Consider the following 25,010-nt stretch of genomic DNA (forward strand, 5'->3'; position numbering starts at 1 on the left):
GCCGCCCTCGCCGTGCGGGCCTCCTCCGTGGCGTCCGCCGCCGACCGGCCCCCGGGCGGTCCTCACACCCCGAGTTGGGCGCGGATGGTGTCGGCCTGCTCCATCAGCTCCTCCATGATCTCGGGGCCCCGGTCGAGGCAGCTCATGTCGACCCCGCACTCGGCCTGGCGCTCCCTCAGCAGCGGATGGTCCGGCATGGACACCGGGAAGGCGAGGGGGTCGAGGGCGGCAGTTCGCACCATGAGCGCCTCCACGTCCCCGCGGTCACGTTCGCCGACGAGGAGGCAGCCGTTGGGGTGGTCGTAGTGGACCACGCCGGCGGCGAATCCCTTCGTCCATTCGGTGAACAGTGCGGCCAGGCTGGTGGCTGCCCGGACCGCGTCCCAGGCGTCCGGGGCGATCTCGTAGCGCCAGATCTCGCCCTCGTGCTCGCCCGCCAGCACCAACGTGTAGATGAGGAACTCAAAGTGGAACAGCGGCAGCTGATGCCGCCAGGGGAACGGGGTGCCGACCGAGAGGGACAGGTTGTCGAGCGCCTCGCCCGCGTCGGTGGCGGTGGGCCAGGGGAGCAGCCAGCCGCCGTTGGGCAGCAGCCGTCGCGAGCCCCATCCCTGGGAATGGAGCCAGGTCACCTGCTCGGCGACGTGGTCCACGTCGAAGAGCCGGTGGACCAGGTCCGGCGGAGGCACAAGCGGAGTCGAAGCCCCGGGCGGGGCGGCGGCCTGGGGCCAGGTGAGGCCCGCGGCCGTCGCCGCCGCCCGGTACTCCTGTGCCGCGTCACGCAGCACGGACATGTCGTCGAGCATTACAGCGTGGGCTCCATGCAGAGGCTGGCCCCGCCGCCGTTGACCCGGAAGCCGAAGCTCGGTGCCCCGGCGTCGACCCACGGCTTGATCGGCAGCACGATGAACCTCTCCTTGTCCTGCACCTTGCACTTGCTGTGGAACGAGGAGATGTCCTGGGCCTGCGGCAGTGACTCCGTGGTGGGCACCAGCTTCAGGGACGCGGTCAGGCCGGACAGGTCGACCGCCTGGTCCGTCGACCAGAACGGGAACTCGTCGCAGGTCTTTCCGCTTCCGATCACCCGCGGCAGGCAGGCGTTCCCCGCGAACTTCGGGTCGGTGTAGAACCAGTTGCGCTGGTAGCCCGCGTTCCTCGCGGCCTGGCCGCCGACGCTGCGCCCCGGGCCGAACCACAGGGACCGCTGCGGGGGCTGCGGGTAGCTTCCGTTGCCCATGGCCTCCACGATATGGGTCCCAGTCTCCTGCATGGGCCGGAACTTGTAGTTCTTGCCGCCCGGGACATAGACCGCCAGGTCGTCACCGCAAGGCGAGTAGCTTCTGCCGGTCTGCCCCTGGGCCGCGCACGCCTGGTCGATGGCGCGCCTGAGGGCCGAGTCCTCGGTGTCGGTCCAGGCGAAGGGAAGGTTGTACCGGCTTGCCGCTTCCTTCGTCGTCTTGACCGTCTGGGCGTAGACCTTGAGGCTGTGGGTCCAGCGGCCCTCGTCCCGGTACCAGTCGTCGTAGGTGTCGAAGTTGTCGTAGTGATGGATCGGGTACTCGAGCAGACCCCCGATGGCTATCGGGCTGGGGAAGAGGACGGCGAGGAGCACCCCCAGCACGATACCGATGCCGATCCCCACGATCGTGACGAGGACCCAGCCGGCGACGGCGGCGGCGATGGACGAGGCCGCCGCGGTCTCGGCGGCCACCGCCGGTGGTGCCAGCAGCAAGGTGCAGGTGGGCGTGTTCTGTGCGCACCAGGTGATCGGTTGGACCAGGTTGCCCGGGTCGAACAGGGCCTGCATCCCGCCGGTGGAGCCGCTCAGCGAGGAGATCGACGGTCCGCGGCCGGGCGGTGCCACGGATTCGAGGAGCTTGGTGACGTCGTCCGAGCAGTCGAGCTTTTTGTTCCCGTCCGGTGGCAGGTACTTCTCGACGCAGCTGGCGTCCGCGGCGTTGTAGCAACCCGGGAAGACCTGCGTGGTACCCGCCGGCAACGTGACACTGCTCCGCACGCTCTCGGCGATGTAGAAGTCCCCGCCCTGCGCGGCGCACTGCAGGCCCTCGCTGGACACCTGCTGGGTGACCTCTTCGGGCACCGGTGGGGCGGCGGCCGACGTGGTGAACTCGCCCGAGAAGTCCCGCCACTTGGTGCCGTCCTCGCGCGTCGCCTCGATCCGGAACGTGTGCGACGTGAGCGCGTCGAGGGGCTCGATCGGATACGTGATGACGCTCTCCGCCGTGCACGGGTCCGCCGGGTTGCCGTCGGCATCCCGGCAGTACTCCTTCAGCGGGAATTCGTCGTACAGCCGGCCGTCCAGGAATGCGCGATAGGTGACGTCACCGTTGAGGTCGGGCTGCCATGAGGCCATGGCGCCGCCCTCCTCCGGGGCGAACTTCAGCTCCGCGTCGGGGTCGGGCTCCGGCGGCAGTTTCTCGGTCCTGAAGGTTGCCGTGGCGGGAGCCGGCGACTTGTTGCCGGCCAGGTCGACGGCGACCATGGAGACGGTGTGTTCCGCGTCCGGCGACAGATCGGTCATGGCGTACGAGCGGGTGCCGACGTTGGTCCGTATCGGCGTCCCGCCGTCGACCCTGATCTCGTATCCGGCCAGGCCGTAGTTGTCGGTGGCCGCGCTCCAACTCGCCCTGGCGGTGGTCGCCGTGATGTCGCCGACGGTCAGGCCGGTGGCGTTACTGGGCGGGATGTTGTCGACCACGGTGACGGAGCGCAGGATCCGAGCGTTCCGTTTGGGCTCGCGCTCGGCGCGGGAGCACACCAGGTTCACGCCGAGCTCTGGCGGACGGACCCGCGTCTTCCATGACGAGGCCCACCCCGAGACGCCGTCCGGTGGTGGGCCGAGGGTGAAGTCGGTCGTCACCAGATCGCCGACCGAGACGTCGATCATGCGTGCGTGCTTGTGCAGGACGCCGGCGAGGTCGATCTTCCCCTGCTCGTCGACCGCCAGCTCCTCACCCTGCTGCGGCTGGTCGAGGCGTATGGAGGCGTGGTTCTCGTCCTCGCTCGGCGGGGTCATCCCCGCGCACCGATCCGGCGGAAGCTTCACCTGCTCGGCGGCCACGCTGGTGGACGGCAGGCTCACCAGCCCCATGGGAAGCGCGAACGACACGAGAACCGCTGCCGCTCGTAAGCTTCTCCGGAAGTATTTCTTCCGCATCATCCCCCCTATCGGCATTTGCTCCATTGGCAGTGTGACGATAGACGAACTGCTATTCGGTTGTCAGTACCCCGACAATCACAGGGCGGTACTTGTCCTGCCGGGGGCGGCGGCGTCGGCCGCTCAGGCTCGCCCGGGGCGCGAGCAATCGGGAACGTCACGAGAGATCATGATGTCGTTGGCACTGATGATGCCCTCGGCTTGGGCGGCGAGGAACACCGAGCGGCACAGGTCGGGTCGTGCTGCCGCGCCTGGCTCACCCGACCGCAACGACCGCGTTCGCCATGCTGCGCCTGCTGCGGACGAGCGACCAGGCCAAGGACACGGAGATCCTCGCTCTGCCCCGTCGGATCACGGTTCTGGAGCGCCAACTCGGCAATGCCAGAGCGCGGTTCTGCGTGAGCGATCGTGCGTTCTCGGCGGCGTTGCCGCACCGGCTGCCCTCAGCAGCACTGCGCGGGGGGCGGTTGCCGGCCCGTCCCTGCCGTGTGGGCCGGTTTCTGCGGGAATCGCCGTGGCCCGGGTGTTCGGCATCTACGTGAGGGCGCTCTGCGAATGTGACGCGGCCTCGTCCGCCTGGACGGGCCTGTAGTAGCGGCCCTTGGTCCCCGCGGTGAACGCGACGTGCAGGATGGGACCGAGCAGCATCGAGATGAACGAGGCGTAGTACACCGGGTACACGCCGCCGATGCCCAGCGCGCCGACCGCCACCGCCAGTCCGAGCGAGGTCAGACCGCAGGGGTTCCAGGACCGCACCTCGTGCGGCTCGAACTCGATGTTCTCCGACCGGCCGAGCTTCATCCAGCGGCGGCACACGAAGGAGTCCGCGAGGATGATCAGCACCCAGGTGTTGGTGAGGACACCCGTGATCGCCAGGAATGTTCCCAGGTGGTTGATGACGTTGAACGCGTAGAAGACCACGCCCAGAATCCACACCAGGTACGTCCAGTACTGGCGGCCGGGGCGGAAGTTGGCGGCGACGTCGAATCCGGACGAGAGCGCGATGGAACCGCCGTACAGGTTCATGACGTTGATACGAATCTGGGTGATGACGGCGAAGACGACACTCACACCGCCCATGAGGGACACGAACATGAAGCCCGGGTCCTGGGCGTTGGACTGCGCGTTCGGCCCGTGCAGTTCGGTCAGCAGCGTGATGCCGATGAAGGCGCCCAGGAAGATCACGACGAACATCGGGATGAGCTCACCGAGCATGATGCCGGCGGTGCCGCGGTAGCGGACGTTGCGGGAGGCGAAACGCCCGTAGTCGGTCGCCATCAGGCCCTGGAAGATCATCTGACCGTTGGCGAGGCTGAACGCGCTCCATATCGCCACGCTGCCCGTGGCGCCGGTGGCGTGCCAGCCGTCCACGCCGACCGGGGTGTGCTCCGTGAACATCTTGTACAGGCCCCAGCCGAGCAGGATCAGGAACACCGGGAAGCCCCAGGACTGGAGGAACGACATGGCGTGCATGCCGCGTCGGACCAGCAGCAGGGTGACCAGGCCCACCACGGCGAAGATGCCGATGCCGGCGATGGAGTTGATGTCGACCTTGAAATACTCCGCGATCGCGTGGGAGACGATCGTTCCTTCGAAGAGGAAGTAGAAGACGTAGTTGACGGCGTAGATGAACGAGGTGACCGCGGCGCCCCGACTGCCGAAGCCGAGACCCCGGCTGAGCAGGTTCTGCGACAGGCCTTCCCGGCTCGCCATGCGCATCGTGAGCATGCCGATCAACACGGAGCCGATGAAGAAGTACGCGATCGGGCCGAGCATTTCGGGCCATCCCACGAGGAATGCCTGCTGGGCACCGAAGGAGAAGAAGAACATCGCGGTGGCGTTGCCGAGAAGCACGAGGCTGATGGCGGGTATGGGCCACCGCAGGTTCGCGGGGACGCGGTTGATTGCGAAGCTTTCGATCTGGTCGTCGATCGATGTCGTCGGTCCTCTGAATTTTTCAGGTACGCTCATGGTGCGCCTCGGGCACGAGTGACCGCAGGGACATCCGGCGTGCGGTGCTGGCCCGACCTCACGTCCGTCTGGTTACGCTCCGGCCACTGCGACCGGTTTCCCGATGGGGCGGGGACCGTCCCACGCGAGGTGGAGATTGCCGAGCGTGCGATAGACGTGAAGACTCATCTCGTTGTCGACCAGTTCGGCCGACGAGTGGTACTGCTGAATGGTGCCGACGAACCTGTTGAGAACGCCGTTCTCCTTCCAGGCCTCGTGGTCCACCGCGATGTGGGGCGGCAGGAAGTTGCGCCGCAGACAGCGCCGTGTGGCGCTCTCGATCGCCTTCGAGTCGACACCGGGGAATTCCAGCCGAGCCACCCGGACCGCTTCGTCCGGGAAAGCATGGGCGTATTGGCAGGCCTTTTCGAGCGCGCTGATCACCGCTTTGTGCTGTGCGGGCTTTTCCTGCACGGTGCCTCGCCGGGTGGCCAGAGCCGACAGCAGATACGGGCCGAAATGGGTGGAGAAGTCGAAGACCTCGCGTAGGCCCTGCGACATGGCCACGTCCGCCTGCGGCGGAAAGGCGAGGCAGATGTCGGCCTGCCCGGCCAGAACGCGAGCCGGTTCGGTGCCGATCGGCACCTGGAGGCCGCGGTAGGCAGACTCGGGGCCCGCCTGGTAAAGGAACTGAAGGTAGCGCAGCAGGGCCCACTGCGAGTCGGGCTGGGGCTGGGTGGCGACGGTGCGCCCGGCGACGGTGCGCGTGCTGAAAACACGTGGGTCGTCGGTTGCCTCCACCTCCGGGTCCGCGGCCAGCGCCAGGATGGCCTGCCCGTTGCAGATGCTGCCGACCACGACCGCGTCCCCGATCCCTTGTTCGAAGGCGCGGGCGGTGAACACCGGGTCGTGGATGGAATAGTCGGCGACGCCCGCCTCCACCGCGGACCAGGCCTCGGTGCCGCCGCCGGCGGTGGTGATCTCGACTCGTACTCCTTCGTCCGCGAAGAACCCGACGTCATGGGCGATGTACAGCGGCAGATACAGCAGCGAGTGGAACGCCTGGGTGATCCGTACAGCCGCTTGCGGCGCATCCTCGGCCACGGGGGGCCCGGGAGGCGCGTCGTCGGCGGGGGCGGGCTCGGCGCCGGCCAGCAGCGCCGTGATCGACGCCGAGGACAGGCCCAGCATCAGTGACTCGCCGATGAACGCCCGCTGGGTCAGATCACCGCGCTGGTAGCGCTCCACCAGTGCGTCGAGCGCGCGCCCCGTGGTGACCGGAAGCCTGCGGCGTCGGACCAGCCCGCGGGCCCGTTCCCTTATGTCGTCCTCGGTGAGCTCCGGCTCGGACCGGTCCCCGACCCGGTAGACCAGGTCCGCCTGCAAGCGGTCGAGGACCGCGACCGGGCGCAGCAGAATCGTTCCGTCACCCTGGAGGACGACCTCGATCACGTCACCCTCATGCAGTTCGGCCGCACGGCGCACTGCCATGGGAAGGGTGACCTGCCCATTGCTGCGAATGTGAACGGTTTCCGGACGGTCCATGGCGCCTTCACGTGGTGCTTGAGATCTCAGATCCGACCTTTAAGTCGGTAGCATGCGTACCTCGCATCGGCTTGTCAAGGTTTCTTCGCTGGTGAAAAGACGCCTCTCAGCCGGACAGCCGCGCGACGAGGTGGTCGAGGACCTCCAGCGCCTGCTGCGCGCAGGACTCGGTGTAGTCGGCCAGGAAGTCCGCCATCGCCTTGTGATTGCTTTGCTCGCGCAACATGAGTGCGTCCTTCTCCACCTGCGGGAGTTCGGCTGCCCACTTCCGTTCCAGGGCGTCGAACGCCCGCCGCACCACGGGCTGGTTCTCGTTGAAGCTCCACGCCTGCTCACCACCCTTGACCAGGTCGAGCAGCCGACGGAACCGCCACCAGTAGGCCCCTTCGTCATACATGTCCACCGGCGCATGCTCGGGAGGACACTCCCGGACACCGGCCGTCCCCGCCGCAGAAAAGATTCCGGGTACCCTCCCGGCGTCCACGAACACCGGCACGTACACACCGGTGCACGGCGTCACCGGCGTCCACCACAGGTGGGCCAGCCCCTCCCCGCTCTTCGGCAGCACGAACACCGTCGAGCCGGCAGTGTTGCCCCAGGTGAAGTCCGACGGGTGGGAGTGCATGCACAGGCTCAGGAAGTCGGGCATCGCCGCGTTGAAGTACGGGCCGCCCAGAAAGGTGTCCTCGTAGTGGTCGCGCAGCACCCGCTGAGCCTGCCCGAGCCCCACCCCACCGGCACCCACCGCCTCGCCGAGCAGTTGGCGTGAGCGCTGGAGCCGGATGTGTGACAACTGCAGCGGCGTACCAGGGTCGACATAGGCGCGCGCGAAGTCGAACGATCGCCCCGGCGCGGACTCCCACCAGCCGGACTCCACCGCGTGTTCCACCAGGTCGCCGCTGGCGCGGTCCCACTGGGTGCGGATGGTCGGCTGGTTGGAGATGGCGCACGTCCCCGTGGTGACCCGTTTGGCGGCCCAGCGGTGACCGCTGGTCTCCAGCACCCACGCTTCCCGGGCGTCGGCGATGAGGAAGGAGTTGTCATAGCCACCCGTGACCGGTGGCTGCCCCACGACACCGGAGCCCCACTGCCCGTACCGCTCCACCAGTGAGCAGATGACGTCGAGCGCCTGCCGGGCCGTGCGACCCCGCTCCAGACCCAGGCGCAGCAGCTCCATGCCGAGGATGCCGCCGTCCCGGTCGGCGCCGCCCTTGACCGCGGACACCGTGGCCGCCCAGTCCCTGGTGAACAGGGCCTCATTGCCGATGGCCACACCCCATTCGTTCAGGCCCTCTTCGTGTCCCCAGCACCAGTAGGGCGAACCACCCAGGTGCGCGTAGGACTCCTCGACGTCGTCAATCTCGACGTGGGCCAGCCGCAGGGTGGCACCCGCCTGCGCGGTGCGGCGCGGCAGGAAGCGCAGTGGTTGTGTGTCGGACACGGGGCGGTCGCTGTTCTTGGCCAGCAGGACGTGTCCTCCGGGCACGCTGTCGGCCATGGCCACGAAGGTGTCGCAGCTCCATGGAAGCACAGTGGTTTCTCCCACTTCGATGAGAGCCGGCTGTCGGCTCGTGGCGTGGATTTGAGATCTCAGGATCACGCCAAGTCGCAAATTTGTCGACAGTGTGCCTCCGCGGCCTCCCTCCACATCCCGCCCGCCGTGAGAAATCGCCAGGTCAGGGACTTGATCGCGAATCGCGACTTCCGGTCTTACCGGATACGAAGGGATCACCTGACGTGGCCCGGATGATCCGCCACCCCTTCCCCTCTGGCCCCGGAGGGGATTCAGGACGAGGAGATCAATTCCAGCGTCGGCCGACTGTGGACTTCGCCTGGCGCTGGAACCGGCCGGGGCCTGTGCCGGCCGAACAGGACATGGCCGCCGGCGCAGCCGAGGTGGCGGCGCGTCCGTCACTCCCCGTGGGTAGCCGCCCAGCTCAAGGCGTAGCCGAAGCTGTTGAGGGCGCAGTGCACGGCCATGGGCGGGATCAGGCTGCCGGACCGGCGGCGCAGTTCGCACAAGAGCACGCCGGCGATGCCCGTGCCGACGACGGCGGACGCGACGGACAGGATGACGCCGGGTTTCCCGGCACCGAAGACGGCTTCGGCCGCGGTGTTGGCCTTGGTGAGTCCTCGCGACGGGGCCACATGCCAGAGACCGAACAGAGTGGACGAGACCGCCGTGGCCCATACGGGGCCACGAAGCCGGGTGATCAGGGCCCACAGGACGCCACGGAAGCCCACCTCCTCCAGCAGCACCGTGCCGAACGGCACGCGCACCAGGACCCGGAACAACTGCTCCGCGGAAGAATGTCCGGCAGCGCGCTTGTCCTTGAAGGCCTCGTGGGTGAGCGGCAGATGCCATGCGAGGAGGTAGACGGCGAGGACGGCCCCGCCCAGGACGAGTCCCCAGTCCAGCCCACGCTGCGCCGATGCGCGACCGAGGCCCAGCTCCTCCCAGCTCAGACCGGCCCGGCGGGCGATCGTCACGAGCAGCGCGGCCGCGGTGACGCACGCCGGGACGTACCAGTCGTCGGACAGCACAGTGGTCAGCGTGCTCGCAGCCGCGAGCACGCTGACCGCGAGGAGCAGCGACTGCATGGTCTCTCCAGCATCCCTGACGCATGGGGATCGGGCAGATCACGACGCGCCGGGCAGGCGGGCATACCGGTACGGTTCGCCGCGCTGGACCAGTGCGGACCTGCGCCGTTCGAAAAGTCGTCGCTGCACGTCATGCCGCAGCGGCCTGTCCGTCACTCATCCGCGTCCCTCGCCTCCGCCGACTCATGCCCCTCCGGCTGACGCCCCCGAGCCCGCACGCGGCTGCGTTCACGGCCCTGTCCGCCGTCCGTCGACCGCCGTCGGTGCGGCATCAGTTCGCGTATCTGCGCCTCGCCCGCGCCCACGATGGGCAGTGGATGGGAGGCGGCCGGGTACCCGGGGGATTCCGGGAAGGAGAGCAGGCGGCCGGCCGCCGACGGATCGAGGTCGGCGGGGTGGCCGGGTGCGTGCGGGCCGGTGGGCTCCTGGGACGGGTGAACCGCTCGGGAGTGCTCCTCCCAACCCGTGCGGTACCAGGACACGTTGACACGCTGCACTTCTTCGTCCGTGAGAATGCGTACGCCTTCCAGGCCTGCCTCCCGCACCTTCTCGCCCAGTTCGATCAGCAGACCGCCGAGCAGCCGGGTAAGCCGGTCCGCCTCCGCCTCCGCCTCCGCGTCCCCGCCGGCGGCGCCTGTCCCATCGGTGTCATCGCTCCGGTCGCCCCCCTTGCTCTCCATGTGCGCACTCCTTCACGCTCCCACTCGCTCGTGGGCTCCTCCACCTAAGAGCCGTCCGGCAGGAACTGCGTGACCACCCTCACGAACAGGTCCCGTAGTTCAGCAGGTACGCCCATTCTCCGTGCCGCCTCCTCGGGGGACAGCCGCTGGAGTTGTCCGTCCTCGCTCCGGTCCTGATCCAGCGGCAGGTCCTCCTCGGACAGGCGTCCGGAGCGGATCAGCATGTCCCGCAGCGGTACGCCGAGCACCGTCGCGAGGCGTCTCATGGTCTCCAGATCGGGCATGCTCTGACGCTGCAGCAGCCGGGTCACCGCGGCCCGGTGCACCCCGGCGTCGTCAGCCAGTTTCGACTTGCCGCCGCCGCGTGGGCCGTCGATGACGTAGCCGCGTTCCCGCATCAGGTTCTCGACCCATGCGGCGAAGTCCTCGAGTCCGTCGGTGCGCGTCCCCCCGGGCCGGGGGCGCGCGGCGTCCTCCTCGGAGTGCCGATGATCGTTGCGGGCCCTCGCCCACGAGCTCGAAGTCATGTCCTCGCTCTCCCCTCGTCGCGGAGAAAGCGTACCGATCGCGCACGCACCTAAGGGGTGCGTGCGCGCACGTAATGGTGTGAATCCTGTCAAGACATATTCCTGCAGGGGCTGTTGGGCGGACCCGCTGGGACGCCACCGCGCACCTCGCATTCAGGGTGTAGTCACTTGCCCACGCGCACGCGGCGTGGGACACCGGTGCGTCGAGTCTGTCATATTCGAACTGAAGTTCGCATGTTTGCCGGAGAGTTGCACGTGTTCGAAACGCACGAGAACGTCCACCCCTCTCTTCATCAGGTCATTCAGGGATCCGGCCCGGCGAGTCGCGCCCGCTGCCCGCGGTTGCGGGTCCGCAATCAGATGCCGGTCACGCCCGGGTGTCAGGGATGCGGCCAGTGCGGCATCCGGTCATGCTCGCCCCCCTCGCGCGCCCTGACGGCCGGCTGCGGCCGAGCGGCGCTCTTCCCCGGCGCCCGGGGCTCCGGTACCGGGTCCCGGGTGTGCTGGAGGAAGGGCACCAATCGCATCGGTGTGACGGCGTACCGGGTGTCGGTATCGGCCGGGTGGCTGACCGGATGCGGCTGCTCCCGGGCCGTCGCCGTCCCAGCCGCCCGGTGAACCGCTGCCGGATCGTCGGCCCGTGCGCGTTCCTCCCACCCCATGCGGAACCAGTTGAGACGGATGGCGTCGACTTCCTCGGCCGAGAGGATTCGCACCCCCTCGATTCCCGCCCGCTGGACCTTCCGGCCCAGTTCGATCAGCAGACCCCCCAGCAGATGGGAGAGTCTGCCCTCGTCCGCCTCGCCCTCCGTGGCCTCGGAGTCGGCGCGCGTAGAAGCGGGCACCTCCGAGTCACTCCTCTCGTGCCCCATACCCACCCCTTCAAGCCCCACTTCAGGGCTCCCCGCTGTGACCTTGACGGACCCTTCCCACGCTTCTGGTGACACCCCCATGTGTCGCGCCGCCGACTCGGGACTGATCACCCATCGGTTCCCAGCAGCCCTTTTCCCCTCCGGGGCGGCCTTAATCGGAGGTCGTCCACCAGATCGCCGGTGCAGTTGCACGCGTGCGCGCCCGCACGCAGCTCCCGGTGTCCGGGTCAGCGACCCTACAGATGAAGGCTGTTGACGACCCGTCTGCTGGACCTCACTCGCTTGCGCTCGCGCTCGCACCATGCGACGCTGAAATCCGCTCGCATATGTCGAACGAACATTCCCTTATCTGGGGAGGTGTTGTTTGTGTCAAGCCTTGCCACTGCTGTCACTATTCGTTTGAACTGGGCTTTTGTCCGATCCGGCGATCAGCTCGACTGGCGCAGGGCCGCCGCCTGTGCGGACCTTCCGCAACGCTATGTGTTCACCAGGGACCTCTCCGAAGCTGAGATTGTGTTGCGCGCCTGCAATCGTTGTCCGGTACGGGAGGAGTGCGAGGCCGTGGTAGATCCCGCGCACACTTGGTTCGATGGGGTGAGTGGCGGGCGTTTGTGGCGAAACGGGCGTGAGGTCAAGAGGACGGAACGATGAGCACAGACACCGCCGTCATCCTTGCCGGCGCAGACGCGGGCGTCTGGCTCCAGGCTCTCGCTCTCCGGTTTCCCGAGCTGCTGGCGGAGTTGGCGCCCTCGCACGCACATGCGCCGCGGGGTGGCCGCGGCGGCGCACCCACCGCCCCGGCCGCGCCGGTGCGCCTCTTTGTCTCCGACACCCTGCGCGACATCACGGACGGGGTCGTCGAACTGGAGGAGGCCGTACGCGAACGGCTCGGGCTGCGGCGGGTACGGCCTGCTTCTGTTCCCGTACGGCTGCGTCGTATCGCGGAGTTGCTCGACCGGATCGCCGCACTCCCCGATCTGGCCGTCCACGTGAGCGACGAGGCCCGCAGGATGGCCGACCGGTGCGCGCGGGCCCTCGGAGAGCCCGAGCAACTCGTGCGGATCGCGGGGCGCTGCCCCGTGTGTGATTCCGTGTCGCTGCGGGCGCTGCCGGAGCGGGCGGTCGTGATGTGCGTCAATCCCGTCTGCCGGCACATCCTGGAGGACGCGTCATGAACGGAGCCACGAACTCCGGCGCCCCGCTCATCACCGGCGAACTTGCTGCCGCCGAGGCCGGCGTCGCCCCGGCCACCATCCGCAAGTGGGTCCAGCTCGGACATCTGAGTGCCGCGTCCCGGCAGGGCAGACGGCTGCTCTACCGGCTGGAGGACGTGTTCGCCGCCGAGCGGCTGGCTCATGGGCGCGGCACCGGCCGCTGAGCCGGCTGCCCGAATACGCACCGATGCCTCAGGCCCCGTCGTACCCGACGGGGCCTGAGGCATTGCTGTGCCCGCTACTCGACTTCCCCTCGCGGAGCTCGGTTGCGGGAACCGGGGACACCGATCACACTTGATGCAGCGGCAGAGCTGCGCCCACCTCCAGGGCGGCGGACCTGCCGCTTTGTGTTGCCCGGACTTCCGCGTCGCAGTCGCGGCCGGGCATGCCCGTGTCCACGCCTCTGCGCGCGTATGCGCGGACACCGACACGCCTGTTCCGGGCGTTCGCGCGCCGCGTGCGCCTCTCAGTTCCGGCTCTCAGTCCACCCCTCCGAAGGGAGCGTCCATGTGGCCATCCTGACCTTTCCCGACGCCGAGCGGCTTGTCGTCGATTTCCTCAAGAACCGGCCCGAAATGACCGGGGTGACCGTCGACAACCGAACGCCCGTCGGATTCGACGGCACCCAGCAGGTTGTCCTCGTCTCCCGCTCCGGCGGGGTATGGATCGACGACCTCCACCTCGACAAGCCGCTGATCGACCTTGAGGTGTACGGGCCGGACAAGACGACCGCGCACGGCATCGCGCTCGCGGCCCGCGCCTGCGTCCTGGAGCTGGTCGGCACGACATACGGCACCGCCATCGTCACGGACATCGACGAGGCCGACGGCCCGCGCTGGCTGCCGGACTACAACCGGCCGGCCGGCAACCGCTACCTGGCCACGATCCGGGTGTCGATCCGGCCTGCGTGAACACCGGGCGCCGAGCCCGCAGGGGCTCTCGTCGGTCACCGGGGCCCGGCTCCGCACCACCAGCCGTACCTATCCCCTCTCACACGATTCTCACTGAGGAGTACACATGGCAGGCTTCAAGAACAGCGAGGTCCGCATCGCCGGCACCGGCAACGTCTGGGTGGCCCCGGCCGGAACGGCGGCGCCGAAGGAGACCACCGCGCTGGCCACCCCCTGGGTGAACCTCGGCTTCACGTCTTCCGACGGCGTCAAGTTCAACAAGAAGGACAAGAACGACCCGGTCGACACCTGGCAGTCCATGGCGCCGGCGCGCTTCATGCTCTCCGACCGCGATCTGACCGTGAAGTTCCAGCTGCTCCAGATGAACAAGGACACGTTCCCGTTCTACCTGGGCCTGGCGTCGACCTCGATCGTGACCGCCGGCTCCACCGCGGAGACGACGGCCCAGAAGATCGACATCACCGGTGCCCCCGGCGGACAGGACCAGCGCGCCCTGGCCATCGACTTCGCGGACAACAACGGCACCAAGGACCTGCGGTACCGCCTCGTCATCCCGAACGGCGCCGTGTCCGAGGTGGAGGAGCTGTCGCTGACCCGCACCGGCGCCGTCAAGCTCGGCATCACCTTCACTGCGCTGTCCGGTGACACCCCGACCAACCCGCTCGCCACGTGGCTGGTGAACGACCCGGCGGCTCTGGCCTAGTCACCACTGCCGGGCCCGGCAGGCGCTCATCGCGGTCCTGCCAGGCCTTCCCGGGCGCCGGCAGGCGCTTTTGGTGTCCTGCCGGCCCCGTTGGCGTGCCCGGCGTGCCCTCCCCGCACGCCGGGCACCCCCTCCTTCTGTCACAGAGACGACTCACCTGGAGCCCCGCATGGCCGGATTCAACGTCAATGCCGCCCGCGCCCAGCGCCTCGAAGCGCTCGGCCGTGCCTGGACCTTCGACCTCGACGACGACTCGTTCGAACTGCCCACCGAGCTGAGCCGCGCCACCGCGCGCAAGCTGCGCGACCTCGACGACAACGATGTGGACGGGCTCCTCCGGCTCCTGCTCGGCGAGCGGCAGTTCGCGCGGTTCGAGCAGCACGAGGTCACGATGCAGGACATTGCCGCGATCCTGGAGGCCTACGGCAAGGAGACGGGGCTGGGCCTGGGGGAAGGCTGAGCCTCGACGCGCTCGTCGATGAGCACGCCGAGGCCATCGAGGCGGATCTGCTCCGTCACTACGGCACCGACCTGCTCGACTGGTACCGCGGCCGGCTGTCCTCCCGCCGGCTCGCGGTGCTCGTCAAGCATCTTCCCCGGGACAGCGCCCTGGGTCGGGAGTTGCACGGTGAGGCCGCCGACTGGTCGGTGACGGACTATCTGCTGGCCCACGTGGTGGACCAACTCCAGGAAGCCAACTGGATGTTCGCGACAGTCAACCGTGACGAGGACAGCGAACCTCTCGACTACCCGGAGCCCGTCCATCGCCCGGGGCAACCACATCCCCCGAAGGGACACTCCGAGAACACACCGGGGGACTCGTTGCCGTCTCCGGAGGAACTCCAGCGCTTCTTCGCCTGAGACCGCGTCGGCCCCCGAGGTCCGATGCCTAACCTCAGGCCCTCACCAGCCACGTACCCCTCTACAAGGCCCAGATGGCGAAGTCGCCGCCGATGAGCAGGACCGCCAGAGCCCCAGCGATGAAGGCATTTCTCCTCACCGTTTTGGCGGTTTCAGCTTTTCCTTCCGCTTCGTCGCGTCGTGCCAGACCCAGACCGAGGATGAAGAAAATAAAACTGACTCCTCCAATTCCCGCCAGAATTGTTCCCGCGGCTCTGGCCAGCACTAGCGCGTCGCTTACTTCCCTCGCATCGATCACAAATCCCCCACCCGACGAACCGTAACGTCATATGGAAAATGCTCCGTCAATGATGGCGCCACGAACTCCGCATGGTCAAGACGCCTGCCCGAGGAGATGAATTAACTAGTGACAAAGTATACAATAGATGATGTTTATGGTAAATTGGCATCCGTAGAGTACGCGGTCGACGCGCTCCCCAAGAGCGGCAGTTCACAGGCGGTCACGGCCACCGAACTCGACAAGAAAGTAGCCTCCCTGAAGAAGGCGATCGAGGAAGGCCCCAAGGACAAGCCCACAGATTTGAAGGGTGCACTCGCCGAACTCCCGGTCCTGAAAGAAATCCTTGGAGTGTTGAAGGCCGGCGGCGGGATCGCCACAACAGTCCTGATCCTTGTAGCCGTGAAGGCCACGCTTTCAAGCATCGGCGTGAAGATCTTCGACCTCCAGAAGGCCGTCCAGGCGCTCTCCCGGGCCGCTTTCAGTGGCCGGGAATTGACGACAACTGAAAACGGCCGAATCACCCTAGCTGCTCCCGAACAGCCCCAACAGCCCCACCCCCTCCCCTCGGTCACGCAGGTCAACGAGGTCAAGGAGGCGATACGCAAGCTGAACGAAGAGGTGCACACCTACAGTACGAGGGCTCGTGAGCTTCCGTCCTCCCGTGAAATGAGGCAGTTGGCCTCGGCCGGCGAGCGCCTGGACCGGGTTGCACGAAGTCACCGGAACATCGATCAACTCGCCCAGTCCACCCACACGCTCACCCAGCGTTTTACCGCGCTGTCCCAGGCCGTTGCCGGCGCGTCAGGCGGTTCCTGATCAACGGCAGCCACAGATCTGATCGGAGGACACTGTGTCACTGGTCGTCTCCCTCTCTCGTGCCACCACCGCGCTCGGTCGCCTTCGTTCGGCCGCCGGTTCCACCGGGAGCGCACTGAACACCATCAGAAGCCGGACCGGTCAGGCCGACACCGCGGTCGGCAAGTTGCGTACCGGCCTCGGCACGGCCGACACCGCTCTTGGCAAGTCCCGAGGCAGTACTGACAAGTTCAAGACCTCCCTCGACAAGCTCAAGGGTTCGTCCAACAAGGCCCAGGGTGCCCTGCGCGACGTCAAGCGGCAGTCCGACGCCGTCGAGAAGTCCGTCGGAAAGGCCGGCAAGCAGGCCAGCACGGGCGGGAGGTCCATGGGGAGCCTCGGCAAGGGGCTCAAGGGGGCTTCGCTGGCACAGAAGGGGCTCAACCTCGCCATGGCGGCGAACCCGTTCGGGCTCGTCATGGCCATCCTCGCGCCGCTCATCTCCCAGTTCATCAACATGGACAAGGTCACGGCCCTCGTCGCCAAGGGCGTGAAATGGGCCTTCAACGCCATCCTCGGCGTCGTCAGGAACCACGCCGGGCCCATCAAGTCCGTGCTGAAGGGGATCATCAACGCCTTCACCGCACTGCCGCGCGCCTACATCAGCGGCATCAACTTCATGATCTCGGCGCTGAACCGGATCCATGTCTCGATCCCGAGCTGGGTGCCGGTCATCGGCGGCAAGTCGTTCTCGATCCACATCCCCCAGATCCCCAACATCCCCACCCTCGCCCAGGGCGGCATCGTCCCCGCCCGCGCCGGTGGCAGCCTCGCCATCGTGGGTGAAGGCGGGGAGCCCGAGGCGGTCATCCCGCTGTCGCGGCTCGACAGCATGATCGGCTCCGGCGGGGGACTGCGCCGGCTCGCCGCGGCCGTGGAACGGCTCGCCGACCGGCCCGTGGTCGTCCAGGTCGACTCACAGACCATCGCCCGCGCCGTCTTCCTCGGGCAGAGGCAGCTCGCCCGGCGGTAGTACGGCACACCTCCGTACCACCGCCGGGGCGCGCACCCTCGCGCTCCACTCGCGGCACCGGCGGCACCCCGCGCGCGTGGCGGCGGCTCACGTGGCGCCACGAGCGGCACCCCGCGTCCGCCGGACGCCGCGGCACCCCCAAGCCGCGCCGCGGCAGCGGTGGCGCCCACGTCACACCCCCGACAGCAGGCCGACGGCCGATCCGGTCGGCGGCCCTTTTCATGCCCGCGTTCAAGCGTGTTCAAGGCCCGAATCGGGCAGAGAGAGGTGAGTCCACCCATGGGCAATCTGTGGATCGGCCCCCCGGGCAGCCTGTACGAGATCGACCAGGCCGCCAAGTCGTTCGAGCGTGCAGCCGACCTCGGCGTCACGGAGTTCAAGGCGCTCTCGGGTCAGGTCACGCTCACCCGCTATCCCACCCCGGTACGACGGATCAAGCTGAGCTGGGACATGCTGCCGCCCGAGGACGCCCAGGTCCTTGACCGGCTCGCCCGGCGTATCGACGGATCCGGGCCGATCGTGCTGATCGACCCAGCGGCCGTCAATGTGCTCGGGCCCGCCCAGGCCACGGGCAAGGGCCCGGCTGGCGCCGCCGGGCTTCCGGGCTGGTTCAAGGTGGGGGCCGGCGGCTCGGTCGTGGAGACCTCGCCCGGCGTCTTCGGCTTCACCGCCGTCGACGCCACCGGTCAGGTCGCCTGGCGCTGTCTGCCGTGGAACGGCAACTTCCCGGCCGCGCCCGGCCTGCGGGTCTCCTTCCGCCTCCCCACCGCCTTCGCCGCCCTCGGCACCTGTTCTTTGGGCATCGACTTCAAGAGGGCGGACGGCACCTACCTGTCCGGCGTCTCCACTACGGGCCCCTTCGTGGCCGGCACCGTCCCGGCCGGCGCCGCGTACCTCACTCCGACCGCCAAGCCGGGCGTGGCCGGCACGTACTCCCTCGCCGGCGCCTGCCTCACCTTCGGTGGTGACACCGCGGCCGACAACGTCCCCGGCGACGGGCTGCCGCTCATGTCGATCACCGGCTACACCGACACCCCGGGCCGCCCCCTCCCGTACCGCAACGTCGGGATCGATCTGGTGGAGGTGGCCGGTGCAACAGGCTGACGACACCACCGAGGCGGCGCTCGCGGCAGGCGAGCGGACCGTCACGCACACCACCCGGCTCGGCGGGCAGGACGTCTCCGCGCAGGTGCAGTCCTGGACGCTGGAGCGCAGCTACGCCACCGATCTGCCCGCCGCCATGCGGGCGTTCTCCGGCAGCTCCGCCGCCCAATTGCAACTCCAGGTGGGTGGGACGGTCGACAGGACCGACTCCACGTTGTACAAGACCGCGCCCGAGTCGTACTCACCGTGGGCCGACCGCGCCACCGGCGACATCGCGCGCCCCGGCCAGTCCGTGGTCCACGAGGCGGGCGTCGGGACCGCCACGCTCCCCGCCTTCCGCGGCACCCTCCGCAACCGCAGCGCCGCGTCCGGCACCGACGCAGTACAGCTCACCGCCCTCGACGGGGCCGAACGGCTGAGGGCCCCCGCCGAACTGCCGCGCCCCTACACCGGGCTGTACTGGGGACGCCCCGTCGCCACGGCGACCTGGTGCGTGGACGAACTGCTGCGCCAGGCAGGCCTGCTGACCAGCCCGCCCGCCCGCGCCCCGAAGTTCGTCGCGGGCCAGCCGCTGAGCCTCATCCACGCCACCTTGCACGGCGGCTTCGCCACCTCGTACGGCACGCCGGAGGATCTGCCCGACCCGAGGCACTACACCTGGTCGCGTACCGGTGCCCCGCACGAGATGGCGCTGGTGCCCCGCGGTCTGCCGCCCGGCGACAGCGGGGTGACCGTCTCCTGGTTCCCGCGCAGCCGGGTCACCGTGCCCGGCAGCCGGATGCTCATTGAGGCATGGGTCAACACGGCCATCGGCATCGGCGACAGCGTACGGCTCGAACTGGAGCTGAACCGCACTGGCAACTACACCGGCACGCTCTCCCTGGACATCAACTTCTCCAAGGGGACCGTCACCGTGTGGTCGCTCAGCACCGACCCCGCGGTGCCGGGCAGCGGCCTGACCTGGTCGGGGAACGCCACGGCCATGAAGACCCAGCGCGGAGTCTGGCACATCGGCGCGTACGTGGATGTCTTCACGGCCACGAACGGACAGGCGCTGCCGGCCTTCGTTCCCATGCTCACCGGGCCCGACGGGGCCACCTGGACGGGCGTCGGCGGCACCTTCACCGCGACCAATGGGCCTCAGCCTGTCTCCGAACTGCGCAAGATCCGCCTGGTCACCACCATGGCGACCGAGGGAGTTCAGGTCACCAGCGGGCTCACCGCGGCGCCGACCGCAGCGGAGTTCAGCCAGGCCGGCACCTGGACCAAGACCGCGGAACTCGACGAGGCGATCATGCCGCTGCGCACGATCCCCAAGGTGTCGGGATCGCAGTGGGACGCGATCGGCCAGATCGCGAAGGCCAGCCTGTCCACCGCGGAGATCGACGAGCGCGGCCGGTTCAAATGGCGCAACTTCACGCGGTTCGCGACCGTGCCCACCACCGCCGATCTCACCCTGACATCGATCCGCGACATCGCCGCGCTCACCGTCACCGAGGAGATCGACGCCTGCCGCAACTTCTGCGTCCAGCCCGCCAAGGATTGGAGCGCGGTACGGACGGTGAGCGGCGACGTCGTGGTGGACACGGCGGTACGAATGATCCCCCGCACAGGTTCGCTGACCATCTCGTACACCTTCGGCGAGGACGAACTCGACATCGGTCCGCCGGACACCGACGACGACTCGGTGGAGACCCCCGGCTCGTCCTTCCGGGTCGCCGCCCAGCACGCGGCGGGCGCGCCGGCCGTCAAGGGCGCGGTCGAGGCGCAGATACGGCGTGAGGACGGCACCATCGTGCTGCGGCTCACCAACCGCACGTCGCAGGACCTCTACACGGTCACCAAGACCGGTGAGCCGTCCGTCCGGATCGTCCCGATCAAACCGGACCGCGATCCCGTGGAGCGGCAGGCGGTGTCGTACGTCTCCGGCAGCGACAGCGAACGGTTCTACGGCCGCCAGGAGTTCTACGGCGACTCCTCCGACTGGGTCCAGGACCTGGGCGCGGCACGGCAGTTGGCGGACGCGATGCGCGCCGCCGGTGAGCTCCCGGTGCCGGTGCTCGGCGATGTGCAGGTGCTGTACGACCCGCGGATCCAGCTCGGCGACGTGGTGCGCGTCCAGGACACCACCGGCGCCGTGCTCGACACCCTCGCCTGGGTGGTCGGCATTACCACCACCCGGGCCGCCGACGGCGGGGTCCAGCAGAGCCTGAGCCTGCGCGGTGTCTCGGCGAACGGGGTGCCCGCCGACGCGGACCTCACCCCGGACGTCCCGGCGCTGCCGCCCGTGCCCGACACCTCGGCGACGTACGCCGCGGTGGCCGCCGCCTATCCGACGCTCGCCGACCTGCTCGCGGCGAAGCCGACGTGGGGCGACGTGTAGCGGTTGCCCTTGCCCTTGCCCTTGCCCGCGCCGCGAGCCGCCGCGCGCGGGCCCCGGTTCGCGCGGCCGACCCCGGCGTGCGAGCCCTGGTCCGCGTGGCCCGGCTCGCGCCCCGGGACCGCACCCCCCGCCCAGGAGAAAGGCCCCCCATGACCGAGTCCGCACCGCAACCCGTGCTGCCGACCGAGGAGCAGCTCCGTGAGTTCGCCGAGGCCATCGCGCTCGAACCCGGCCCGTCCGACACCGGTCCGCCGCCGGGCGAGATCCTGCTGACCGTCACGGTCGACCCCGCCGCGTAGCGGGCGTCGTAACCCGCCACGCAGCCGGTCTCGTAGCCCTGCCACGCAGCCCACCCCGGACCGGGCCGCACGCCCCTTCCCCGGTATCCCGCTCAACCCGTCCTCGTCAGGAGGAGTCCGCATGGCCATCCAGTACACGCCGATCAGCAATCTGCCCTACCCGCAGGCGTCCGATCCGGCCGACCTCCCCGCCCACCTGAAGGCGCTCGCCGACGCCATGGACGCGCGTGCCGTCCTGCGGTTCGCGGACGCGGCGGCCCGCGACGCCAAGGTGACCGCGCCGGTCGCCGGGATGCTCGCCTGGATCGGCACGCCCGGCCGGCTCATGTACTACACGGGCACGGCCTGGGTACCGGCCGCGCCGAGCCCGGTCTACAAGATCAACGTCGACGCCGGGGACACGACATCCGCGACCTACGTGGAGACCCTGAACAACGCGGTCGGCGACCCCATGAACGCGTCGTTCACCGCCCCGGCCTCGGGCCAGGTCCTCATCACCGTCGGAGGCTATCTCTGGTCGTCGACGGCGAACTACTCGTCGTTCATGTCGGCGAACGTGCGCAACTCGGCGGGCACGATCGTCCTCGCCGCCGACGACAACCGGTCCGCGCTGGTCAACAGCACCTCCAAGGCTTCCGTGTCGACGCAGTTCCTGGTCACGGGTCTTGCGGCGGGCACGACCCACACTGCTACGCCCGCCTACCGGTCGGGGGTCACCACCAACACCGCGAACTTCGACAGCCGGTTCATCCGTATCGACCCGATTCCGTGACGAAGCCCCGCACCCGAGGAGGCCCCATGGCCGCACCCCTGACCGCCGACGCCTTCGCCGCCGCTCTCCGCGGCGAGGGCGTCCACATCCAGGAACACCCCAATTGGCGTACACACAACCGCAATCACAAGGGCCCCTGGGGATCCGTGCACGGTGTGATACTCCATCACACCGCCGGCTCGGACAGCCTCCGCGTCTGCCGCGACGGCATGGCGTCGCTGCCGGGCCCGCTGTGCATCGGCCTCATCGCGAAGGACGGCACGGTCCACCTGGTCGGATACGGCCGTACGAACCACGCGGGGTCCGGCTCCGTCGCCGTGCTCGACGCGGTGACGGCCGAGCGGGCCCTGCCGCCGCCGGGGCCCGACGCCGTGGACGGCAACGCCCGCTTCTACGGCTTCGAGATCGAGAACCTCGGCAATGGCCGTGACCCCTACCCGGCGGCCCAACTCGACGCCGCGGAGCGGGTGTCGGCCGCGATCTGCCGTGCCCACGGCTGGTCGGCGGCAAGCGTGATCGGCCACAAGGAGTGGACCCGCCGCAAGATCGACCCGTCGTTCTCCATGCCGGGGATGCGCACCCGGATCGCCGCCCGGCTGGGCCTGAAGCCGGTGCCCGCCCCCACCCCGGTGGCGTACGAACCCTTCCCGGGCGCCGCCTACTTCGCACCGGGCCGGCGCAGCCCGCTGATCACAGCCATCGGCGAGCGGCTGGTCGCCGAAGGCTGCGGACGGTACGTGGTCGGGCCGGGACCGGTGTGGGGCGAGGCCGACGTCCGCTCATACGCTGCCTGGCAGCGCAAGCTCGGTTACGCGGGTGCGGCGGCTGACGGCATCCCGGGACGCGTCAGCTGGGACAAGCTGCGCGTCCCGCGCACCTGAGGGGGCCGCCGTGTACGACGCCACACGCAGGGCCCTGCGGACCGCACTGCAGACCCTGGTCGCCATCATCCCGCTGCTGGCCGAAGATCCTTCGCTGAGCGACGTCCCCGCCCTCGCCGGGGTCGTAGCGGCGGCCACCGTGCTCAGCCGGCTGATGGCCGTACCTGCGGTGGAGCGGCTGCTGCCGCACTGGCTACGGAAGGAGGGCGGACCGTGACCGCGCCGGAAGCCGAGGGCGTCGCCCTGGAACTGGAGCGCCTCCGCCGCTCCGTCGACGTCGGGTTCGCCACCACCCGCGGCGACCTGGCACTGCTCCTGCAGCGTGCCGACCAGACCGACAAGACCCTCGGCGACCACGAGGACCGACTCGACGCTCTGGAACGCACCCGCTGGCCGCTCCCGTCGCTGGCCGCCGTGACGTCCTGTGCGGCACTGGCCATCACGCTGTGGGAGGCGGCGCGTGGCTGAGCCCGTGCAGATGAGCCGTGCGGGTCAAAAGGGGCCGGAAGGCGCATGGGCAGTTTCCGGCGGTTGTTGCACCACGTGGTGGTGTTGATCAGGCCGAGAGCCGTTTATGCAGGCGCTCGGCTGGGGTTTCCCAGCCGAGCGTTTTGCGTGGGCGGCGGTCGGGGGGATCGGGCGCCGCCTTCGGGCACGGGGGCAGGGCCGCATACGGCGACCCTGCCCCCGGTGCTGTTCAGCGTGAGGCGGGCTGGTGGGTGGTCACTTCAGGCCGAAGGCCCGGGTGATGTCCTGCGTGATGCTGTTGCCCTGGGTGTCCCGGGCGCTGGTGCGCAGGGTGACGAACCGGGCGTCGGCCGGGGCGTCCAGTCGGGCGCGCCAGCCCTCCGCGGTGTGCTGCAGGGCAGCGTGGTGCCAGGTGGCACCGTCGTCGTACGACACGTCCACGCTTACCTCCGTGATCGTCTCGGAACCCGGCCCTCCGGAGAGGTGGGTGGGGGTGACGAGGAGATCGGTCCTGCGCCGGGCCTTGCCCGTGTCGTCCATGCCGCCCACCGCGTAGTCGAGCTGCACCAGCGGCGGAAGACCCCAGGTGCCGGCAGCGGGTTGGCCGGAGGTGAAGGTCCACTCGGTGCGGGTGGAGGTCGAGTACTGGGTGCCCCGGGAGTTCTCCGACACCAGTCGGTACGGCAGGTTCTCGGGTGACAGGTCTGACACGAACAGGCTGTGGTAGGCGTCGTGCGCGAGCAGGGTGTCCCCCTGGTAGAGCCAGAGCTCGGCCGCGTTGTCGCCGGAGGCGACTCCGATGTGCCCGGCGCCGGAGTCGGTCCAGCCGGGTACCTTCACCTGCAGCATGTCCGCGAAGCGCGTCGTCCGGTAGGTGTCACCCATGCGCGGGCGCTGGATGGGTCCGTAGTACTCCAAGGTGGACCTGGTGCCTGCCGCGTAGTGCTTGCGATGGTCGTTGACGATTTGCAGCTGGCCGGCGATGCCGGCTCCTTCGGACCAGTCGGTGTCGGCGGACACCCAGTCGGTGCGGTCGCCTTGGACGGGAGTGCTCAGCGGGATGGCGACCGCTCGGCCCTGCCACACGTCGCTGCGGTTCTCACGGCCGTTTCCGGGCGCGTTGTTGCGGAAGGAGACATCGACGCGGGCCAGGTCATCGGGCTGCGGCCGGTAGGTGAGGTCCTGCGGGATCGTCGGGCTGTGGTGGACGATGTCGTACAGGTAGGCGGTGGTGGGGTGGGACTTCACGTGCAGCCAGGTCTCGCGCTGCTGGATCTGGCCGATGAGTTCCTCGCCCTCGTCCGAGGTGATCGTGGCCACGGTCACCCCCGGCGGGGGCGGAGCGACCGGGCTGAAGATGTCCTGTTCCCAGGGCTGCAGACGTCCCGTGCCGTCGTTGACGACGAGCAGCAGGGTCGCACCTGCGGCGGCTGCCGCGTCAGCCTGCTGCTGGATGCCGACGGTGTCGCTGCGGCGCACGACGACGGCTTTGCCCTTCGCGTCGAGCCCGGTGTAGGCGTCGGTGCCGCCCTTGCCGGCGTAGACGGCCTGGTAGCCGTGACTGCCCTCGCTGATGGGGGTGCGTCCGCGCTGGACCAGGAGGTCGTCGAAGGTGCGGGTGTTGGAGGCGACGGTGAGAACGGGTTGCGCCAGGCGCCAGCTGGTCCCGAACTCGAAGCTTCCGGTCGTGACCGGCTTGTCGGCGGGGAGGGCCCAGATGCTGTCGTACGAGTCCGGCGGCATCCAGGACCCGTTGACGAAGTGCGCGGCGTCCCAGGTACGGGCGACGTCGACGCGGCTGAGCAGCGGTGTGGTCTCCTGCGGGGTGATGACCTTGACCTGCTTGACCTTGGCGGCGTCCAGGTCCACGGTGACGTCCTTGTTGACGACGACCTCGGGTGCGGTGAGCAGGGCGAAGCCCTTGGAGTGCGCCCCGTGGGTGCCCTCCACAGT

At 69.0% G+C, this 25,010-nt stretch carries 28 protein-coding genes; 17 read left to right on the plus strand and 11 right to left on the minus strand.

Features of this window, described 5'->3' with window-relative positions; all coding sequences use genetic code 11:
• Positions 1-62: 62 nt before the first annotated feature.
• Entirely contained in the window at positions 63-794 is a 732-nt protein-coding gene (locus VXC91_RS13400; RefSeq protein WP_329507375.1) for a hypothetical protein, read from the minus strand.
• An 11-nt stretch (positions 795-805) separates the two neighbouring features.
• Entirely contained in the window at positions 806-3,103 is a 2,298-nt protein-coding gene (locus VXC91_RS13405; protein WP_329507376.1) for a NucA/NucB deoxyribonuclease domain-containing protein, read from the minus strand.
• Positions 3,104-3,417: 314 nt separating this feature from the next.
• Here VXC91_RS13405 and VXC91_RS13410 point away from each other — a divergent pair, with 314 nt between their 5' ends.
• Complete coding sequence (locus tag VXC91_RS13410) at positions 3,418-3,720, plus strand: hypothetical protein (RefSeq protein ID WP_329507377.1); 303 nt, start codon at positions 3,418-3,420, stop codon at positions 3,718-3,720.
• Here VXC91_RS13410 and VXC91_RS13415 read toward each other — a convergent pair.
• From VXC91_RS13415 to VXC91_RS13445, 7 genes are all read right to left on the minus strand, one after another.
• Positions 3,713-5,149, minus strand: coding sequence for a purine-cytosine permease family protein (locus VXC91_RS13415; protein ID WP_329507378.1), 1,437 nt, complete (start codon positions 5,147-5,149; stop codon positions 3,713-3,715). The two genes, VXC91_RS13410 and VXC91_RS13415, sit on opposite strands and share 8 nt — an antisense overlap.
• Before the next feature lie 72 nt (positions 5,150-5,221).
• The gene (locus VXC91_RS13420; protein WP_329507379.1) at positions 5,222-6,673 is read right to left on the minus strand and encodes an ABC transporter substrate-binding protein; all 1,452 of its coding nucleotides are present in this window, start codon (positions 6,671-6,673) and stop codon (positions 5,222-5,224) included.
• Between the two features lie 106 nt (positions 6,674-6,779).
• Positions 6,780-8,171, minus strand: coding sequence for a C69 family dipeptidase (locus VXC91_RS13425; RefSeq protein ID WP_329507380.1), 1,392 nt, complete (start codon positions 8,169-8,171; stop codon positions 6,780-6,782).
• Positions 8,172-8,584: 413 nt separating this feature from the next.
• Complete coding sequence (locus tag VXC91_RS13430; RefSeq protein ID WP_329507381.1) at positions 8,585-9,274, minus strand: CPBP family intramembrane glutamic endopeptidase; 690 nt, start codon at positions 9,272-9,274, stop codon at positions 8,585-8,587.
• A gap of 152 nt (positions 9,275-9,426) precedes the next feature.
• Positions 9,427-9,954 (minus strand): hypothetical protein, encoded by a 528-nt coding sequence (locus VXC91_RS13435; protein WP_329507382.1) that lies wholly within the window; start codon positions 9,952-9,954, stop codon positions 9,427-9,429.
• 44 nt (positions 9,955-9,998) lie between these two features.
• The gene (locus tag VXC91_RS13440) at positions 9,999-10,352 is read right to left on the minus strand and encodes a helix-turn-helix domain-containing protein (protein WP_329507407.1); all 354 of its coding nucleotides are present in this window, start codon (positions 10,350-10,352) and stop codon (positions 9,999-10,001) included.
• Between the two features lie 509 nt (positions 10,353-10,861).
• Positions 10,862-11,326, minus strand: a complete 465-nt coding sequence (locus VXC91_RS13445) for a hypothetical protein (protein ID WP_329507383.1) — start codon at positions 11,324-11,326, stop codon at positions 10,862-10,864.
• Between the two features lie 393 nt (positions 11,327-11,719).
• Here VXC91_RS13445 and VXC91_RS13450 point away from each other — a divergent pair, with 393 nt between their 5' ends.
• The 7 genes from VXC91_RS13450 to VXC91_RS13480 all read left to right on the plus strand — a co-directional run bounded on the left by VXC91_RS13450 (position 11,720) and on the right by VXC91_RS13480 (position 15,042).
• Positions 11,720-12,004 (plus strand): WhiB family transcriptional regulator, encoded by a 285-nt coding sequence (locus tag VXC91_RS13450; RefSeq protein WP_329507408.1) that lies wholly within the window; start codon positions 11,720-11,722, stop codon positions 12,002-12,004.
• A complete protein-coding gene (locus tag VXC91_RS13455) occupies positions 12,001-12,528 on the plus strand; it encodes a hypothetical protein (protein ID WP_329507384.1) in 528 nt (175 codons plus the stop codon). The genes VXC91_RS13450 and VXC91_RS13455 overlap by 4 nt, the downstream gene beginning before the upstream one ends.
• Positions 12,525-12,731: a hypothetical protein gene (locus VXC91_RS13460; RefSeq protein ID WP_329507385.1), complete on the plus strand. Its 207-nt coding sequence runs from the start codon at positions 12,525-12,527 to the stop codon at positions 12,729-12,731. The genes VXC91_RS13455 and VXC91_RS13460 overlap by 4 nt, the downstream gene beginning before the upstream one ends.
• Before the next feature lie 411 nt (positions 12,732-13,142).
• Positions 13,143-13,478: a hypothetical protein gene (locus VXC91_RS13465; RefSeq protein WP_329507409.1), complete on the plus strand. Its 336-nt coding sequence runs from the start codon at positions 13,143-13,145 to the stop codon at positions 13,476-13,478.
• A 106-nt stretch (positions 13,479-13,584) separates the two neighbouring features.
• Positions 13,585-14,181, plus strand: coding sequence for a phage tail tube protein (locus VXC91_RS13470; protein ID WP_329507386.1), 597 nt, complete (start codon positions 13,585-13,587; stop codon positions 14,179-14,181).
• 169 nt (positions 14,182-14,350) lie between these two features.
• Positions 14,351-14,641, plus strand: a complete 291-nt coding sequence (locus tag VXC91_RS13475; RefSeq protein ID WP_329507387.1) for a hypothetical protein — start codon at positions 14,351-14,353, stop codon at positions 14,639-14,641.
• Between the two features lie 116 nt (positions 14,642-14,757).
• The gene (locus VXC91_RS13480) at positions 14,758-15,042 is read left to right on the plus strand and encodes a hypothetical protein (protein ID WP_408057379.1); all 285 of its coding nucleotides are present in this window, start codon (positions 14,758-14,760) and stop codon (positions 15,040-15,042) included.
• A gap of 61 nt (positions 15,043-15,103) precedes the next feature.
• On the opposite strand, the gene VXC91_RS13485 is transcribed toward VXC91_RS13480, so the two are convergent.
• The gene (locus VXC91_RS13485) at positions 15,104-15,340 is read right to left on the minus strand and encodes a hypothetical protein (RefSeq protein WP_329507388.1); all 237 of its coding nucleotides are present in this window, start codon (positions 15,338-15,340) and stop codon (positions 15,104-15,106) included.
• 108 nt (positions 15,341-15,448) lie between these two features.
• Here VXC91_RS13485 and VXC91_RS13490 point away from each other — a divergent pair, with 108 nt between their 5' ends.
• The 9 genes from VXC91_RS13490 (at position 15,449) to VXC91_RS13530 (ending at position 23,057) form a co-directional block, all read left to right on the plus strand.
• Positions 15,449-16,138: a hypothetical protein gene (locus tag VXC91_RS13490; protein WP_329507389.1), complete on the plus strand. Its 690-nt coding sequence runs from the start codon at positions 15,449-15,451 to the stop codon at positions 16,136-16,138.
• Positions 16,139-16,172: 34 nt separating this feature from the next.
• Entirely contained in the window at positions 16,173-17,150 is a 978-nt protein-coding gene (locus VXC91_RS13495) for a hypothetical protein (RefSeq protein WP_329507390.1), read from the plus strand.
• 279 nt (positions 17,151-17,429) lie between these two features.
• Positions 17,430-18,254 carry a hypothetical protein gene (locus tag VXC91_RS13500; protein WP_329507391.1) on the plus strand — a complete coding sequence of 275 codons (825 nt, stop codon included), beginning with the start codon at positions 17,430-17,432 and terminating at the stop codon, positions 18,252-18,254.
• A complete protein-coding gene (locus VXC91_RS13505; protein WP_329507392.1) occupies positions 18,241-20,637 on the plus strand; it encodes a hypothetical protein in 2,397 nt (798 codons plus the stop codon). The genes VXC91_RS13500 and VXC91_RS13505 overlap by 14 nt, the downstream gene beginning before the upstream one ends.
• Before the next feature lie 149 nt (positions 20,638-20,786).
• Positions 20,787-20,936 carry a hypothetical protein gene (locus tag VXC91_RS13510; RefSeq protein ID WP_329507393.1) on the plus strand — a complete coding sequence of 50 codons (150 nt, stop codon included), beginning with the start codon at positions 20,787-20,789 and terminating at the stop codon, positions 20,934-20,936.
• A gap of 121 nt (positions 20,937-21,057) precedes the next feature.
• A complete protein-coding gene (locus VXC91_RS13515; RefSeq protein ID WP_329507394.1) occupies positions 21,058-21,708 on the plus strand; it encodes a hypothetical protein in 651 nt (216 codons plus the stop codon).
• 26 nt (positions 21,709-21,734) lie between these two features.
• A complete protein-coding gene (locus tag VXC91_RS13520) occupies positions 21,735-22,589 on the plus strand; it encodes a peptidoglycan-binding protein (RefSeq protein ID WP_329507395.1) in 855 nt (284 codons plus the stop codon).
• A 10-nt stretch (positions 22,590-22,599) separates the two neighbouring features.
• Positions 22,600-22,806 carry a hypothetical protein gene (locus tag VXC91_RS13525; RefSeq protein WP_329507396.1) on the plus strand — a complete coding sequence of 69 codons (207 nt, stop codon included), beginning with the start codon at positions 22,600-22,602 and terminating at the stop codon, positions 22,804-22,806.
• Complete coding sequence (locus tag VXC91_RS13530) at positions 22,803-23,057, plus strand: hypothetical protein (RefSeq protein ID WP_329507397.1); 255 nt, start codon at positions 22,803-22,805, stop codon at positions 23,055-23,057. The genes VXC91_RS13525 and VXC91_RS13530 overlap by 4 nt, the downstream gene beginning before the upstream one ends.
• 255 nt (positions 23,058-23,312) lie before the next feature.
• Here VXC91_RS13530 and VXC91_RS13535 read toward each other — a convergent pair whose 3' ends face one another.
• Complete coding sequence (locus VXC91_RS13535) at positions 23,313-25,007, minus strand: PA domain-containing protein (RefSeq protein ID WP_329507398.1); 1,695 nt, start codon at positions 25,005-25,007, stop codon at positions 23,313-23,315.
• Positions 25,008-25,010 lie beyond the last annotated feature (3 nt).

It is taken from the genome of Streptomyces chiangmaiensis (genome assembly GCF_036281785.1).
In the GTDB taxonomy this organism is placed as follows: Bacteria; Actinomycetota; Actinomycetes; order Streptomycetales; family Streptomycetaceae; genus Streptomyces; species Streptomyces chiangmaiensis.